Source organism: Acinetobacter guerrae (genome assembly GCF_009372255.1).
GTDB lineage: Bacteria > Pseudomonadota > Gammaproteobacteria > Pseudomonadales > Moraxellaceae > Acinetobacter > Acinetobacter guerrae.
In genome coordinates this window covers 64,304-80,634 of record NZ_LXGN01000005.1, presented here as the reverse complement: position 1 = coordinate 80,634, position 16,331 = coordinate 64,304, and the positions used below count along the sequence as shown (strand labels likewise).

At 36.3% G+C, this 16,331-nt stretch carries 15 protein-coding genes; 12 read left to right on the top strand and 3 right to left on the bottom strand.

Features of this window, described 5'->3' with window-relative positions; all coding sequences use genetic code 11:
• Positions 1–35: 35 nt before the first annotated feature.
• The 7 genes from glnE (at position 36) to A7A69_RS04175 (ending at position 8,279) form a co-directional block, all read left to right on the top strand.
• The gene (gene glnE, locus A7A69_RS04205) at positions 36–2,783 is read left to right on the top strand and encodes a bifunctional [glutamate--ammonia ligase]-adenylyl-L-tyrosine phosphorylase/[glutamate--ammonia-ligase] adenylyltransferase (RefSeq protein WP_152876387.1); all 2,748 of its coding nucleotides are present in this window, start codon (positions 36–38) and stop codon (positions 2,781–2,783) included.
• Between the two features lie 26 nt (positions 2,784–2,809).
• The gene (locus A7A69_RS04200) at positions 2,810–3,736 is read left to right on the top strand and encodes a branched-chain amino acid transaminase (protein WP_120370016.1); all 927 of its coding nucleotides are present in this window, start codon (positions 2,810–2,812) and stop codon (positions 3,734–3,736) included.
• A 72-nt stretch (positions 3,737–3,808) separates the two neighbouring features.
• Complete coding sequence (locus A7A69_RS04195; protein WP_152876386.1) at positions 3,809–4,696, top strand: mitochondrial fission ELM1 family protein; 888 nt, start codon at positions 3,809–3,811, stop codon at positions 4,694–4,696.
• 4 nt (positions 4,697–4,700) lie between these two features.
• On the top strand, positions 4,701–5,726 hold the full coding sequence (locus A7A69_RS04190) for a glycosyltransferase family protein (protein WP_151980881.1): 1,026 nt from the start codon (positions 4,701–4,703) through the stop codon (positions 5,724–5,726).
• On the top strand, positions 5,726–6,481 hold the full coding sequence (locus A7A69_RS04185) for a polysaccharide deacetylase family protein (protein WP_338325119.1): 756 nt from the start codon (positions 5,726–5,728) through the stop codon (positions 6,479–6,481). The genes A7A69_RS04190 and A7A69_RS04185 overlap by 1 nt, the downstream gene beginning before the upstream one ends.
• Entirely contained in the window at positions 6,478–7,242 is a 765-nt protein-coding gene (locus A7A69_RS04180) for a glycosyltransferase family 2 protein (protein ID WP_152876385.1), read from the top strand. The genes A7A69_RS04185 and A7A69_RS04180 overlap by 4 nt, the downstream gene beginning before the upstream one ends.
• Positions 7,243–7,253: 11 nt before the next feature.
• On the top strand, positions 7,254–8,279 hold the full coding sequence (locus A7A69_RS04175) for a glycosyltransferase (protein WP_152876384.1): 1,026 nt from the start codon (positions 7,254–7,256) through the stop codon (positions 8,277–8,279).
• 1 nt (position 8,280) lies between these two features.
• On the opposite strand, the gene A7A69_RS04170 is transcribed toward A7A69_RS04175, so the two are convergent.
• Complete coding sequence (locus A7A69_RS04170; protein ID WP_152876383.1) at positions 8,281–9,165, bottom strand: glucosamine inositolphosphorylceramide transferase family protein; 885 nt, start codon at positions 9,163–9,165, stop codon at positions 8,281–8,283.
• A 68-nt stretch (positions 9,166–9,233) separates the two neighbouring features.
• On the opposite strand from A7A69_RS04170, the gene A7A69_RS04165 reads away from it, so the two are divergent.
• Genes A7A69_RS04165 through glf form a run of 4 tightly spaced genes read left to right on the top strand, consistent with a single transcriptional unit; the run spans position 9,234 to position 12,779 of the window.
• Entirely contained in the window at positions 9,234–10,001 is a 768-nt protein-coding gene (locus A7A69_RS04165) for a glycosyltransferase family 25 protein (protein ID WP_152876382.1), read from the top strand.
• A gap of 18 nt (positions 10,002–10,019) precedes the next feature.
• Entirely contained in the window at positions 10,020–10,790 is a 771-nt protein-coding gene (locus A7A69_RS04160) for a glycosyltransferase family 25 protein (protein WP_152876381.1), read from the top strand.
• A gap of 40 nt (positions 10,791–10,830) precedes the next feature.
• Positions 10,831–11,670 (top strand): DUF707 domain-containing protein, encoded by an 840-nt coding sequence (locus tag A7A69_RS04155; RefSeq protein ID WP_151980875.1) that lies wholly within the window; start codon positions 10,831–10,833, stop codon positions 11,668–11,670.
• Positions 11,667–12,779 (top strand): UDP-galactopyranose mutase, encoded by a 1,113-nt coding sequence (gene glf / locus A7A69_RS04150; RefSeq protein ID WP_152876380.1) that lies wholly within the window; start codon positions 11,667–11,669, stop codon positions 12,777–12,779. The genes A7A69_RS04155 and glf overlap by 4 nt, the downstream gene beginning before the upstream one ends.
• An 85-nt stretch (positions 12,780–12,864) precedes the next feature.
• Here glf and A7A69_RS04145 read toward each other — a convergent pair whose 3' ends face one another.
• Complete coding sequence (locus A7A69_RS04145; protein ID WP_151980873.1) at positions 12,865–13,083, bottom strand: hypothetical protein; 219 nt, start codon at positions 13,081–13,083, stop codon at positions 12,865–12,867.
• Positions 13,084–13,334: 251 nt separating this feature from the next.
• On the opposite strand from A7A69_RS04145, the gene A7A69_RS04140 reads away from it, so the two are divergent.
• Positions 13,335–14,366 (top strand): glycosyl transferase, encoded by a 1,032-nt coding sequence (locus tag A7A69_RS04140; RefSeq protein ID WP_338325118.1) that lies wholly within the window; start codon positions 13,335–13,337, stop codon positions 14,364–14,366.
• A 62-nt stretch (positions 14,367–14,428) separates the two neighbouring features.
• Here the strand turns inward: A7A69_RS04140 and aspS are convergent, their stop codons facing one another.
• A complete protein-coding gene (gene aspS, locus A7A69_RS04135) occupies positions 14,429–16,207 on the bottom strand; it encodes an aspartate--tRNA ligase (RefSeq protein ID WP_120370006.1) in 1,779 nt (592 codons plus the stop codon).
• Positions 16,208–16,331 lie beyond the last annotated feature (124 nt).

Here is a 16,331-nt window from a genome sequence, read left to right as displayed (position 1 = left end):
TTATAACTATGCTAAATAAAAGTTGCAGGTTTGTTATGAATACTGAGCAGTTGCAAAATACATTAAGAGCTAGCCAATATGCAGAGCAGGTATTAGGTTTACATCAAGCTGCTTTAGAACAAGATTATGCAATCGATCAGTTTAATTATGCACTTACTACGCATGAAATTTTTCAGCGTGTTGAACAAGAATTAAAAGACATTCAAGATGAAAGTCAATGGATGCGCACATTACGTATCTTACGTGCAAAACTTATGTTTCGCTGGATTTGGCAAGATGCCAATCAACTGACCAATGTGGTCACACTTACACGCGAACTCTCAGATTTTGCCGATGCTTGTATTTGTGCAGCCAAGCAATTTTCTCTCCCTCCTTTAGTTGCTAAACATGGAGAACCTATTGGTTACGATGGTCAAATTCAGGACTTAATCGTGGTCGGAATGGGAAAACTTGGTGCACAGGAACTTAATCTATCTAGTGATATTGACCTAATTTTTGCTTTTGATGAACAAGGTGAAACCAATGGTCGTAAGTCGATTGATGTTCAGCAGTTTTGTATTTTATGGGGGCAAAAACTGATTTATCTGCTAGATCATATCACCGCAGATGGTTTTGTATTTCGTGTTGATATGCGCTTGCGTCCTTGGGGAGATGGTTCAGCTTTAGCAATTAGTCATGTGGCATTGGAAAAATATCTGATTCAGCATGGTCGTGAATGGGAACGTTATGCATGGATTAAGGCACGTATTATCAGCGGGGGTAAACGTGGTGATCATTTACTAGAAATGACGCGACCTTTTGTTTTTCGGCGTTATGTTGATTATTCAGCATTTGAAGCCATGCGTGAAATGAAAGCCATGATTGAGCGTGAAGTCGCACGACGTAATATTGCCGATGACATAAAATTAGGTGCGGGCGGGATCCGTGAAGTTGAATTTATTGTACAGGTCTTTCAGTTGATCTATGGCGGCTCAAAACGTGAGTTACAAGATCGTCAATGTCTGGTTAGTTTGCACCATTTGGGGCAGGTCGGTCTGCTAGATTCGAAGGCAGTCATTGAGCTTGAGGATGCTTATTTATTTTTAAGACGTGTTGAACATGCGATACAGGCTTTAAATGATCAGCAAACTCAGATGTTACCGATAGAGCCTGAGTTGCATCAGCGTATGATTGATACGCTTGGATATCCTTCATGGGATGGATTTTTAACAGTATTAAATGAAAAAAGAGCCAGAGTTAGCGATCAATTTAAGAATCTGATTCAGGAAGAAGTTGCTTCACCTGTGGAAACAGAAAGTCAGCTTGAACAACGACTGGATACCGTTCTGGACGATTCGGCAAAAAATCTGATCCATGAATTTTGGCATGGCAATGCGCTAAAAAAACTTCCATCAAAAGCAGTGCAACGTTTAAAAGATTTCTGGCCGCATTTGATTGAAGCAATTTTACAGTCAGACAAACCGCAAGTGGCATTAATACGTTTAATGCCCTTAGTCGAGTCAGTCATGCGTCGTACCGTATATCTGGTCATGTTGATGGAAAGTCGTGGAGCGATGCAGCGATTGGTCAAAATGGCAACGGTAAGCCCGTGGATTTGTGAAGAATTGACTCAATATCCTGTCTTACTCGATGAATTTTTATCGATGGATTTTGAGCTACCAAAGCGCAAAGACTTAGAGGATTCTTTACGTCAACAACTTCTGCGGATTGAAATTGATCAAGTTGAAGATCAAATGCGGGTATTACGTTTATTTAAGAAAAGTAATGTACTGACGGTCGCTGCCAGTGACGTTCTGGCAGAAAGTCCACTGATGAAAGTATCTGATGCTTTAACTGATATTGCAGAAGTCAGTGTAGGCGCCACTTTAAATCTGGCGTATCAGGCAGTGGTGAAACGACACGGTTATCCACTCGATGCCGAAGGACAACGCTGTTCGCTAGAGCATAACGGTTTTGCTGTGATTGGTTATGGCAAAGTAGGCGGTATTGAACTGGGATACGGTTCCGATCTTGATCTGGTTTTTATTCATTATTTTAATGAACAAGGCGAAACTGATGGACAAAAATCCATTACTGGATTTGAGTTTGCCATGCGCGTGGCACAAAAGTTTTTATCGTTAATGACCACACAAACGCTGGATGGTCGCGTCTATGAAATTGATACACGATTGCGTCCTTCAGGTGAAGCTGGGTTGTTGGTTACTAGTCTGAAAGCATTTGAGCATTATCAATTAAAAAGTGCATGGCTTTGGGAGCATCAGGCTTTAGTGCGTGCGCGATCCATTGCGGGCGAAACGAGATTACGAGAAAAGTTCCTAAGCTTACGTGGAAAAATATTGACGCAACCTCGCGATGAAAAATACGTGCAGGAAGAAGTGCTAAAAATGCGCCAAAAAATGAAAGATCATCTGGGTTCATCAACAGAACAAAAAAAACATGGGATTTTTCATTTAAAACAGGACGCAGGTGGTATCGTTGACATCGAATTTATGGCACAGTATATGGTGCTTGCATGGAGTGGTGCGAATCCTGATCTCGCCCATTTTTCCGATAATGTGAGAATTCTTGAAGATGCTGCTAAAGCAGGCTGCTTATCCAGTGAAGATGCCACAGCATTGATACACGCTTATCTCAGTGAACGAGCCGAGAGCCACCGTCTAGCCCTTGCAAATCAATCCATGCAAGTCAGTGCTGCGGACTGGCGCGATACCCGCGAGGTCGTTTGCAAGTTATGGCAAAGATTAATAGATCCAGCGTCAACAGTGATGCTGGAGAGTGAATGATTGTGTAAAAATTTGGAGTGTGTGCCATGAATTTGGCTGATCGTGATGGTTTTATTTGGCAAGATGGACAATTGGTTGACTGGCGTGATGCGAAAATCCACGTCTTAACTCATACGCTACATTATAGTATGGGTGTCTTTGAAGGTGTCCGTGCCTATGAAACACCTAAAGGCACAGCAATTTTCCGTCTTCAAGACCACACTAAACGTTTGCTGAACTCTGCAAAAATTTATCAAATGAAAGTCCCATTTGATCAAGCAACGCTTGAGCAAGCTCAAATTGATGTGGTACGTGAAAACAAATTAGCTTCATGCTATTTGCGTCCACTTATTTGGATTGGTTCTGAGAAACTTGGAATTGCTGCTACAGATAACACGATTCATGCAGCAGTTGCAGCATGGGGCTGGGGTGCATATCTGGGTGAAGAAGCGATGGCGCAAGGTATTCGTGTTAAAACATCTTCGTTTACCCACCATCATCCAAACGTGACCATGTGTAAAGCCAAAGCTTCGGGTAACTATACTTTATCCATTCTCGCTCATCAGGAAGTAGCGCATTCAGGCTATGATGAAGCGATGTTAATGGATCCACAAGGTTATGTGTGTCAGGGTTCAGGCGAAAACGTATTTCTGGTAAGAGATGGCGTGTTACATACTCCTGATATTGCGGGTGGTGCGCTTGATGGTATTACTCGTCAAACAATTATGACCATTGCAAAAGATTTGGGCTACGAAGTGGTTGAGCGTCGTATTACCCGCGATGAATTTTATATTGCAGATGAAGCATTCTTCACTGGAACTGCGGCGGAAGTTACACCAATCCGTGAATATGATGATCGTCAAATTGGTGAAGGTCGTCGTGGTCCAATCACGACTATTATTCAAAAAGCATTCTTTGATGCAGTTCAAGGTAAAAATCCGAAATATGAACACTGGTTAACTTACGTTAAATAATCTAATCAGTTAAGATCAAAGGCGAAACAGGTGTTTCGCCTTTTTTTATTGATGTGATATTGGAAAAATAAAATGCATATTGTGTATGTGAGTGATGCAAAGGCTGGACATCGATCACAGGCTTTGGGCTTATATCAAGCCATGCATAAGCAAAATCCCAATTCTAGTTTTGAAGAAGTTCGGCTAGAAAGCTTACCATTGATAACAGTTTTGAAAGGGCTGTTTACCCATCATGTGGATGGAATCACACAACAGCCCGACTTTATTTTTGGTGTGGGTTCTCATACCCACTTTCGAGTTTGGTTGCTAGGAAAAATCTATCCTCAAGCGAAAACCGTGATCTTAATGAAGCCAAACTTACCAATTCATTGTTTTGACTACGCAATTATTCCTGAACATGATGGTGTGACTGCATCTGATCGCGTGATTGTGACGCAAGGTGCACTTAATCCAATTGAAAATGAACATCGGCATCAAGCTAACCGTATTTTGATTGCACTTGGTGGAAGTTCAAAAAGACATCAATGGAATGAAAATAAAGTTTTAACAGCAATAGAACAGATTGTTCAGCAGAATCCACATTGTCAGATGATCTTGACGACCTCCCGACGGACGCCTGAGCATTTTCTCGATCATTTAAAAAAACAAGATTATGCGTCGCAATTAGAAATTTTCCCTGTAGAACACACTCCACAGGGCTGGATCTTTGAACAAATGCAACTGGCGGAAATGGTTTATGTGACCGAAGATAGTGTTTCGATGATTTTTGAAGCATTGACCGCGGGTTGTCATGTCGGGGTGATTGCAATAGATCGTGTTAAATCTGATAGAATCACGCAATTGATTGATCAATTATCATTTGCACCAAGTGCAGGAACAATACGTTTGTTACAGCTTGTCGCTCCTTTAGATGAAGCGAAGCGAGTAGCATCTCAATTACTGGACTCATCGAGTTTTTAATTAAATGAAAATATTGCATATTGCAAATTTTGGCTTTAATAAACAAGGCGCACATTTTTATTGTACTGACCGAAAAATCTCTGCAGGTTTGATCGAAAATGGCCATTTTGTTTATGACTTTAGCTTTCGTGATATGGCGCGGATGGGAACTATTTTTAAAACAAAAAAACTAGGCGCATGCTGGGCTAATAAAGAGATTTTAAAAACGGTTCAGAATCTTGAGCCAGATTTGGTACTTATTGGACATAGTGATCTGATGAGTCCAGAGGTGCTGAAGCAAATCAAGCAAATGTATCCGAAAACTAAAATTGCTTTTTGGTATGTAGATCCGCTTTATCATGAACATAAACTGGATTTTATAAAAGCATTTTCACCGTATCTGGATGCCATTTTTTCTACGACTGGGGGAGAATATTTGGCTAAATTAAAACAGTCTCATTTGAGTGCTGCTTACCTGCCAAATATTGGACATCGTAATGTAGAAATTCTAAAACAGTTTAGTAACACTGAGACTGATAAAACTTTTATTTTTTGTGGAGTTGTTTATAAAGAGCCAGAGCGTGAAAAGTTTTTAATGGATTTGGCACAAGCATTACAGCAAGTCAAAATTAATTATCAATTTTATGGCTGTTTTGAACATGCAGGGGTGTATGGGAAAGCTTATTATCAGGTGTTAGCTGAATCAAAAATGGGACTTAACTATTCACGTCGCAATGATGTCACGTTGTATAGCTCCGATCGTATTGTTCAATTAACAGGGAATGGTTTATTAACTTTTTGTCCTCGCATACCAGATTTTGAAAAATTGTATAATGAGCAAGAAGTGGTTTATTTTGATGATCAGGTCGATTTAGCAAGAAAGATACAGTACTTTGATCAGCAACCAGAATATGCCAAACTGATTGCACAGGCTGGCTGGCAGAAAACACGCCAATCATTTAATGCAAAACGGATTACCCAATATATGCTAGAAGTGACTTTCCGCCAACCATTCTCAGAAGACTATGAATGGTCACATGAGGTTTATTGATAATGTGGTTACTCTATATTGCGTTGGCTTTAGTATTACTTGTAGGGTTAATTTATCTACTTGGTAACTATGCTTTTTGGTTGCCCTTTCGGTCGAGTAAACTACCTCGTATTGTCATGTTGCATCAGGTGAGTCCATATGAAAATGCCTCTGGAATGAATATGCCACCTGAAAAGTTTGAGCAATTATTACAACTTTTGGTGAATAAAAAATCAATCTTCTGTTTTGTTTCTGAGCTAGAATATTATCGTGATCGAAACAATGTGGTAGCTCTAAGTTTTGACGATGGATTTATGGATAACTATAAATATGCTTATCCGCTCTTAAAAAAATATCAAGCAAAAGCAACAATTTATTTGGCAACGCAAATAGAAGGTATTGAAAAACTCAATAATGGGCAGATCCAAGAAATGGCACAATCTGGTCTGGTTGAGTTTGGCGCACATACTCAACATCATGTCAATTTGCTTAAACTAGATGATCAGAGTGCGTATGATGAAATGCAAAAGTCTAAACAAGATGTAGAGCAGTTGGTTGGGAAATGTCCAAGTTTTGCTTATCCATTTGGTCGATTTAATGAAAAGCACCAAGAGATGGCGCGCAAAATTGGTTTTAAAAATGCGGTATCTACCCGTAAAAAAATTGAAGCGTATAATGTACAGCATCCATTTAATATTCCACGAGTGAGTACACACGGTGGTATGAATGCGCTTCAAATGCGAATTGCCCTAGCGAAAGGACGTTATAAACTATGAGTAAAATCGCATGTAGCGTTTATATCGTCACACTGAATTGTGAAGCATGGCTGCAAAGCACGCTAGATAGTGTCCGTGATTTTGATGAAGTCATTATTTTAGATTCGGGAAGCACTGACAATACCTATGCAATTGCTCAACAATTTAAAAATGTTCAAATTTCTCATCAAAACTGGCAAGGTTATGCAGGGCAAAAAAGTCTGGCGTTGGCAAAGTGTCGCAATGACTGGGTACTAAATTTGGATGGTGATGAAGTACTGTCAAATGCTCTAAAGCAAGAGATTATTTCAGTGATTGAGCAAAACCAGATTGATGCACTTATTACCCCAATTAATGATGTGTTTTTAGGTGTTCCAAATAGTAAACATACCAAAAAACATGCCAAAGTCCGTTTTTTTCGCAAGTCCAAAGGCCATTATGATCTTGCCAATAAAGTCCATGAAAATGTGATGATTAATGGTGAGTCTCGTCGTGCAGAGCATGATATTTATCATTATGGTGAGTCGAGTATCTTTGTTAAAGTTGAAAAAAATAATCAATACTCAGAACTAAAATCTAAGGAAAAATTTGAAAAAGGCAAATCACCAAATTTAGTTAAATTAGTAACCATAATGCCCTTAATGTTTGTGAAATCTTATTTTTTTCGTAGAAATTTTATGAATGGCTGGAGAGGATTTGTTGGAAGTATGATCAATGCCTTTTATGCTTTTTTAAAAGAGGCAAAGTTATTTGAACAAAGTATGAATAAAGACAAAAAATAATTGGGTGACTAATGAAGATTGTTCAAATCATGGCAACTGATGGTGGAAAAATTGGAGGTTTAGAAAAACATACTTTCCAACTTTGCACACAACTATCAAAACAGCAAGATGTTCACTTATTTTTAGATATCCATTATAAAAATCAACTACCTGAATCAAGTAGTCTTCATTGTTATTATTATGACTTTTCTAAAGGCCGTATGAATCCATGTCTTCTTTATGCTGTTCTTAAAACAATTAAACATATTCAACCTGATGTAGTCCATGCTCAAGGTGGTAAAGCCGCTAAAATCTTGGGTTATTTATTGCCATTTTTAAAGATACCGAGTATAGCGACTATTCATGGTATGAAAAATAATATAAGAAGCTATCAAAATTTTTCAGAAGTGATCGCGGTGAGTCAGGCCGTAGCTGAGAAAATACGTTTATATCGTCCAGTTCATGTCATTTATAATGGTGTTGATCTTGAAAAACCAACACCAGTTGCTAGCGTCCATTCAAAACATCCGCAAAAAGCCATCGCAATTGGTCGACTTGATCCAGTCAAAGGATTTGATCAATTGATTCAGGCTTGGCAGGGCATTGATCTTGAGTTGGAAATTTTGGGGAGTGGTACGCAATATGAAGATTTAAATCAGCAGATTCAAAACTTGAATCTGCAAGATAAAGTGAAATTAGTCGGCTATAAAAAGGATATTTTGCCATTTCTTCAATCCAGTGATTTGGTGATTGTTTCATCATCCAGAGAAGGTGGTCCTCTCATCGTTGCAGAAGCATTATTGGAAAATAAACCCGTTATTGCCACTAATGTGGGGATGGTCAGTGATTTTATTCCAACCGAATACATCGCAAAAGGTTATTCGGCTGAAGATTTACATGCATTGATTCAATTTGCGATTGCCAAATTTGATGATATTTATCAGGATTTTCAGCCCGCATTTGATAAAGCTAAAGCAGAACTTTCCTTAGATACAATGGTTGAAAAAACACTAAAAGTTTACTATTTGGCAATACAACAATCACAAAAAGTAAATTAGATTATTTTTTGGTCAATCGGATGGCGTCAACTAAGACAAAATTTTCGTGAACGTCAATGGTGTGACATCCATCATCATCTTCAAGCCAATCTGGATAAACCGTTTCATATAATTTTTCTTGATATTCGTTTGGACTTAATTTAGTAATTTCTTTAAATTCGATATGTCCACCGTAGCGCTTTAACGAATCTTGGCTAGGTCGAATCAATTTGCCTTGATAGTAAAACGGTTTTCCTGCCATTCGATATTGAATTTTACCTATACCGACAGGATTCATTGGATGTTCTTTCCACTCGGGATTCAGAATATCTTGAGTAAAGAATAAATCTAAACGATCACCGAATTTTTTGCAGTTGCGTCGGGTGGAGGTAAATAAATACCACATCCCATCATGATAAAAAGGTGTGCTGTCTACAGCCTCAATATTTTCCAGAATATTGGAATGTTTTTCCCATTTAAGGGGAAATTCTGTGCATTTCCAAAGCTCAATTGTCTTATTTGAAAATGTCTCGGGAATCATATACCAGTCATTTTTAACTTTAAATATACAAGGATAGGACAGATGGTAATCCAGTTTTAAAATCGCTTGTGATGCTGTATATGATCCGTCTTTAAATACTTCAATGACGGAGAGGAAACCGACAGGATGTTGATCGTCGACTTCTTCAAAGAAAATATAAGACCTCCCTTCATGTTCAGCATAAAAACTATCTGCGAATGTAAATTTTTGCGGAGAATGAATTTCATAGAGATCTTTAAGCTGGTCTAAACTGGTCAAAGGTTGATCTAACCAGCCAAAACGCATATACCAATGCGAATTAAAGGATTTTTGCTTTTTATTTTGCTGATATTTATACCATTTTTTTAAAATTTGACGTTTCATCATTAAATTTTACACTCGACCGCACTATAATTCGATACACTGTATTTGGTTTATTTTAGCACTTGATTGAAATGAAAAAATATTTAATCAGTATTGAATCTGTGGATAGTGATCGTTTAAAAAGATTATATTCCCAATCTACATTTTACAAATATAAAAATGAATTTAGCCAGTTTGGAATTGTTGGAAAAAACTTAACGGTTAGTGAATATTTTGAGAAGGGGGTTGCGGGTAAGAAAAAACCGATGACTCCAGGTGAGTTGGGCTGTACGCTTTCACATCTCGAAGCACTGAAAGACTTTCTAGCATCAGATGAAAAATATGGCATTATTTTTGAAGATGATGTGATTGAGCGTTTTGACGTTGATTTTGATAAGTTAGAACAACAAGTCGCAACGATCAATCTCGCTTCTCCATTATTCTTAAGCTTAGGCGGCATCCAGATGAAGATTTGTCGTAAAGTAAAGGGAAAAAATCATCCTGATTTTCTACTGGGCCAGTCTATTTTGAAAGTTGACCCGTTCTTTTACGAAAATTTGGCCTATGCTTATGCTTATATTGTTGATCGTGAAATGGCTAAAATATTAATCGATTTCCATAAGCCGCCGAGAGTTTATGATCAATGGGCTGATCTTATAATGGTTTCAAAACAGCCATTTAGTATTTATGTATCCTATATATTTGATCATCCTCAAATCGAAAATGAGAAAGATAAAAGTTATCTTGAAAATGAAAGGGATATGATGTCTATAACAAAAAAGAAATCATATCTAAATTTTTCTTATATCATAAAAAAAATGAAGGGTTTTTTTCTTCAAACCTATAAGTTAAGTATATGATCAAATCGGTAATTTATTTTGAAAAAATATCTCATTAGTATCGAAGCATACGATAGTCCAAGACTACAAACCTTTTTCTCTCAAAGTAATTTTCACCAGTATATGGATGACTTTCAGAAAATAGGCGTTAAGGGAAAAGAGCTTTCCGTAAAAGAATATTTTGATTTGGCCATTGCTGCTCAAAAGCATCCATTAAGTCCAGGAGAGTTGGGTTGTACTCTATCTCATATGCAAGCTCTTCGTGACTTTGTTGCAAGCGATGAAAAATATGCATTAGTATTAGAAGATGACGCTATTCAAATTATGGATATTGATTTGAATCAATTTGAATCAGAAATAGAAAATTTAAATTTGCAAGATTGTTTTCTGATGAGTTTGGGTGGTATCCAGCTTAAAGTAAATGACAGAATTTATGGGAGAATTCAACCTCAAAATATTTATAATAAAAGTATTTTGAAACTTCATCCTTACAGTATTGCTGATTTTTCTTATACTTATGCTTACATTGTAGACAAAGCTATGGCTAAAGTCTTATTAGATTATCATCAAAAGCCCCATGTTTGCGATCATTGGGATGAGTTATATCAATTCAATTCAAATGTTCATTTTTATGCAACTTTTTTATTTGATCATCCAGAAATATTAACTCACACTTCAGTTACTAGCACTATAGAACAAGAGCGGAAATTATTTTTAGAGAAAAATAAAGTGGAGCGAAATATCTTTGAAAGGTTAAATAGATCATTCAAAAAAAGATGGTTAAAAATATTTTATGAGCAATATTGTTAATTTTAAAATAAAGTTAAATCAAATTTAGTTAGAGTTTGTTATGAAAAACTTAATCGTTGTAAGATGTGGGGATAATTCATTACATGAGAAATGGATATCAAATGAAGCACACTATGATGTTGCCTTAAGTTATTTTGGAGATCATCCAAAATTTGATATGGATAAAGTTAAATTTTTTCATCCATATAAAGGATCAAAATGGGAAGGTTTATATCATTTTTTTTCTAGCACAGAATTTTGGAAAGAATATGATGCAATTTGGTTACCTGATGATGATATTGATACAGATGTTCAAACAATTAATGATTTTTTTGAACTATTTCATTATTATAAATTTGATTTAGCACAGCCTTCTCTTGATGAAAGAAGTTATTATTCTTGGAGTATTCTATTAAATAATAAATCATTTAAATATCGTGAAACAAATTTTGTTGAAGTGATGATTCCTTGTTTTAATCAAAAATCTTTTGAATTTTTGTATGCAACCTTTAATGAAAATAAATCAGGCTGGGGCTTAGATAATTTATGGCCTAAGCGCTTAGGGAATTCTGCTAAAATTGGTATTATTGATGAAGTAAAAGTATTCCATACTCGGCCAGTAGGCGCTGCGGGGAATGGGGTTGGAAAACAAGATCCTAGAAAAAAATCTTTCTTTTCAAAACCTAAAATAGTTACACCTCTTGATGAACTGAATGATGTACTAAAAAAGTATGATTTAAGTCAGGAAACCATTTGCATAGGTGGTTTAGATCAACAAAATACTTATCTTAAAGCTGAAAATGTTGAGTTTATAAAAAAAATTATTGTTGGAGCTGATAATCGATTATTAGAAGAGATATCAGTTTCATTTGGTTTAGATAAAATTGGATTAGTTAAATGAATTTTTTAATTGTAGGATGCGGATTCACAGGTGCAGTCATTGCAAGAGAACTTGCTGAAAAAGGATTCTCTATCTTTATAATTGATCAACGTCATCATATAGGTGGAAATTGCTATACTGAACGTGATCATCAAACTGGAATTATGGAACATGTTTATGGCCCCCATATTTTTCATACAGATGATGAACAAGTCTGGAAATATGTCAATTCGCATGGAAAATTTAAACCATTTATAAATAGAGTGAAATCAATTGTAAACAATAAGGTATATTCTCTCCCTATTAATTTACATACCATTAACCAATTTTTTAACGCCAGTTTTTCGCCCAGTGAAGCAAGAAAATTCATAGAAAAGCAGGGTGATAATCATATTGATGAACCAAAAAATTTTGAAGAACAAGCTTTAAAATTTATAGGTAAAGGTTTATATGATGCTTTCTTTAAAGGATATACAAAAAAACAATGGGGGTTAGAACCAAAATTATTACCCGCTAGTATTTTAAAAAGATTACCTGTTAGATTTAATTATGATGATAACTATTTTTCTCATAAATATCAGGGAATGCCAGAAAATGGATATACATCAATTATTGAATCTATTTTAAACCATAAAAATATTTCGGTAGAGTTAAATCAGATATTTTCCAAAGACTTAATTGATGAATATGATCATATCATCTGGACAGGTAAACTAGATCAATGGTTTGATTATTCTGAAGGAAAATTGAATTATCGTACTTTAAAGTTTGAAAAAAACTATGCTCAAGGTGACTATCAAGGTAATGCTGTAATTAATTACGGTGATGAAACAATACCTTATACTCGAATTTCTGAGCATAAACATTTTTCCCCATGGGAAACACATGAAAAAACTATTTATTTTAAAGAATATAGTGCAGATTGTAAGGATGAAGATATCCCTTATTATCCTGTAAGATTAGCAGATGACAAGATTGTATTGGATAAATATTTGGCATTGGCGAAGTTAGAAAAGAAAGTCACATTTGCTGGGCGTTTGGGAACCTATAGTTATATGGATATGGATGTAACCATTCGACAGGCTTTAGATATATCAAAAGAGCTTATTGATCGTGTTGAATCTTTTTGATTTGCTTTAATATCTAAAAAAGCAACATCGTCTTTTTGAGTTTATCCAAGTTGATGTTGCTTTTAATAAGAGAGTACTTTAATAGTTAAGAATTATCGGCATTGCCTTTTATAACCATATAAATCAGCGCGACAAAAATAAGTAAGGCACCGACCAAGCTGCTAATACAAAAGAAAAGAATGCGTTGATTAGTATTTAAGTTAAACAGCTCATGCGAAAGAATGTAGCGCATAAATAGCCATTGTGCTAAAGAGAAAACAATAATCACAAGAGCGTGACGACGCACTTCTGGGCGCATAGCCATAATGATAACCTTGTTTAGCTATAAAATTGCCCAATTATGCCACTCGAATGTTGCTATCTCAACAGAATTGCCTAATTTATGATGGAATGATAAGAAAACTAGTATTAAAAATTACGAATATTATCATTATGTGCAAATTGTGGAGAATAATTAACGCAATTATACAATAAATCCATATTATTTTTATCAGTTTAGCTTTAACTGTTGTAGATGTTTTTATTTAGAATTTTGTTGTGGGGAACACGAGTTTGATACATCCAATTGATTTTGTAATGATTTGGGTAGACTCAAATGATACAAACTGGAAAAGGGATTTTCTCTATTATAAATCGAAAGATAGTCATCTTACACAACAAGAATTAGATGAACAATGTCGTTATCGAGATTGGGAGAACTTGCAATACTGGTTTAGATCTATTGAAAAATACTGCCCGTGGGTGAGGACCATCCATATTGTGACATGTGGGCATTTCCCGAAATTTTTAGTAAAAGATCATCCTAAATTAAATTTAGTGACCCATGATCAAATTATAGATAAAGAATATTTACCAACATTCAGTTCACATGTTATAGAGATAAATATACATAAAATTAAAGGGTTGGCTGAACATTTTGTGTATTTTAATGATGATACATTTATAAATAAACCACTAGACCCAGAATTCTTTTTTAAGCAAGGATTACCCTGTGACGGAATTGTATTACAGCCTTTGATGGTCGTCGGTGCAGAAAATTTCTTAGGAGCAGTGGCCTTGACTGATGTTGCTATTATTAATAAATATTTTAATAAACGTCAGCTTTTTAAGAAAAGTCCTTATACTCTTTTTAATTTTAATTATACAGTAAAAAATAATTTTATTAATTTTTTGGAATTTTATAATAGAAAATTTTCAAGTTTTTATAATATGCATTTACCACAGTCTTTTTTGAAATCAACCTTTGAAGAAGTTTGGCAATGCGAGAAAGATTATTTAAATCAAGTTTGTACACATCGCTTTAGACATCCACTAGATGTAAATCAATATTTATTTCGCATCTGGCAATTATGCTCTGGCAGATTTTACCCGATTAATTTATTTAGTCGAGGGCAGAATTTTAATTTAAGACTTGAAACATTAAATGAAATTGCGGATGTCGTGAGAGAAGAAAAGTTGCCTCAAATTTGTCTAAATGATGATGAGCAAGTAAAGGATTTTGAACAGTTAAAACGTGAGTTAATCCGTCTTTTTTCTGAAAAGTTTAAGACTCCGTCTAGTTTTGAATGTCAGATTTCTGATTTTTAAGTCCCTTAAATAAAAAATCTGCCCTAAAGCAGATTTTTTAACAACTCAATTCAAAGATCAAATCAATCTTCTTTTTTAGCCTGCTCGCGTAAACGAATGCCTAAATCACGTAACTGATTTGGTTCCACTGGTGCAGGAGCTTGCGTCAATGGACATTCTGCAGTTTTGGTTTTCGGGAAAGCAATCACATCACGAATAGACGAAGCACCTGTCATTAGCATGACCAAACGATCTAGACCAAAAGCCAAACCACCATGTGGAGGCGCGCCATAACGTAAAGCATTTAATAAGAAACTGAATTTTTCTTCTGCTTCTTCTTCACCAATACCTAAAGCTTCAAAAATCGCTTTTTGCATGTCTAAGGTATAAATACGCAGTGAACCACCACCAATTTCAGTACCATTTAAAACCATGTCATACGCAACAGACAAAGCTTCGCCTGGATTGGCTTTGACTTCTTCAACACTTGATTTTGGCAAAGTAAATGGATGGTGAACCGATGTCCATTTACCATCGTCAGTTTCTTCAAACATTGGGAAATCAACGACCCAAAGTGGCGCCCATTCGCATGTTGTAAGTTTTAGGTCATGACCGATTTTAACACGTAGAGCACCCATCGCATCGTTCACAACTTTGGCTTTGTCTGCACCAAAGAACACGATATCGCCATTTTCTGCACCAACACGTTTGAGTAGATCAAGTACGATCGGTTCAATAAATTTCACAATTGGAGATTGTAAACCTTCAATGCCTTTTTCTAGCTCATTGACTTTGATATAAGCTAAACCTTTCGCGCCGTAGATACCGACAAATTTAGTATATTCATCAATCGCACTACGTGGCAGCGAGCCTGCACCTGGTACGCGTAAAGCAACAATGCGACCTTTAGGATCTTTTGCAGGGCCAGCAAATACTTTGAACTCAACATCTTGCATTAAATCTGCAACGTCAACGAGTTTCAATGGAATACGCATATCTGGTTTGTCAGATGCATAATCACGCATTGCATCGTTATAAGTCATACGCTCAAATTTATCGAACTTCACCCCAAGCAAATCGTTAAATAATTTAACAGTCATGCCTTCCATCAAATCCATAATGTCATCATCATTTAAGAATGATGTTTCAATGTCGATTTGGGTAAATTCTGGTTGACGATCGGCGCGCAAATCTTCGTCACGAAAACATTTGGCAATTTGGTAATAACGATCAATACCACCAACCATCAACAATTGCTTAAATAATTGTGGTGATTGCGGTAGCGCGTAGAAGCTTCCATTTTGAACACGGCTTGGGACCAAATAGTCACGCGCACCTTCTGGTGTTGCACGAGTCAAAATTGGTGTTTCAACGTCTAGGAAGCCATTATCGTCTAGATAATTACGAATTAAAGTGGTTGCTTTAGAACGTAAACGTAAACGCTCTAACATTTCAGGGCGTCGAATATCAAGGAAACGATATTTTAAACGATGCTCTTCAGACACATTAATATTGTCATCATTCAATGGAAACGGAGGTGTTTCAGATTGTGCAAGAACTTCAATTTCTTTGCCCAAAACCTCAATTTGACCACTGACCATATTGGCATTTTCAGTGCCTTCGTAGCGACGACGAACACGACCAGTAATTTTTAGAACAAACTCAGAGCGTACTTTATCTGCGGTGGCAAAGGCTTCTGGGGTATCTGGGTCGATAACCACCTGAACCAAACCATCACGGTCACGCATATCTAGGAAAATAACCCCACCATGGTCACGGCGACGGTGTACCCATCCACAAAGAGTTACTGTCTGGTCAATTTGGGCTTCTGTTAAAGAGCCACAGTAATGAGTTCGCATCATATTTTAAAAATCCAAACTATATTGGCTGTAGGGGCGTATACGTAAACAGCGTACCGCCAGTGAATCAGCGATTATGCCTTTTTGAATGAGCACTCACAAGAACTTGAGCGTAAAACAGCAAAAA

Coding starts and splice junctions, on each gene's coding strand:
- A7A69_RS04200 (WP_120370016.1), top strand. CDS start 2,810: ATGAATTTGGCTGATCGTGATGGTTTTATTTGGCAAGATGGACAATTG.
- glnE (WP_152876387.1), top strand. CDS start 36: ATGAATACTGAGCAGTTGCAAAATACATTAAGAGCTAGCCAATATGCA.
- A7A69_RS04170 (WP_152876383.1), bottom strand. CDS start 9,165: ATGATGAAACGTCAAATTTTAAAAAAATGGTATAAATATCAGCAAAAT.
- aspS (WP_120370006.1), bottom strand. CDS start 16,207: ATGATGCGAACTCATTACTGTGGCTCTTTAACAGAAGCCCAAATTGAC.
- A7A69_RS04165 (WP_152876382.1), top strand. CDS start 9,234: ATGAAAAAATATTTAATCAGTATTGAATCTGTGGATAGTGATCGTTTA.
- A7A69_RS04190 (WP_151980881.1), top strand. CDS start 4,701: ATGAAAATATTGCATATTGCAAATTTTGGCTTTAATAAACAAGGCGCA.
- A7A69_RS04155 (WP_151980875.1), top strand. CDS start 10,831: ATGAAAAACTTAATCGTTGTAAGATGTGGGGATAATTCATTACATGAG.
- A7A69_RS04195 (WP_152876386.1), top strand. CDS start 3,809: ATGCATATTGTGTATGTGAGTGATGCAAAGGCTGGACATCGATCACAG.
- A7A69_RS04175 (WP_152876384.1), top strand. CDS start 7,254: ATGAAGATTGTTCAAATCATGGCAACTGATGGTGGAAAAATTGGAGGT.
- A7A69_RS04180 (WP_152876385.1), top strand. CDS start 6,478: ATGAGTAAAATCGCATGTAGCGTTTATATCGTCACACTGAATTGTGAA.
- glf (WP_152876380.1), top strand. CDS start 11,667: ATGAATTTTTTAATTGTAGGATGCGGATTCACAGGTGCAGTCATTGCA.
- A7A69_RS04145 (WP_151980873.1), bottom strand. CDS start 13,083: ATGGCTATGCGCCCAGAAGTGCGTCGTCACGCTCTTGTGATTATTGTT.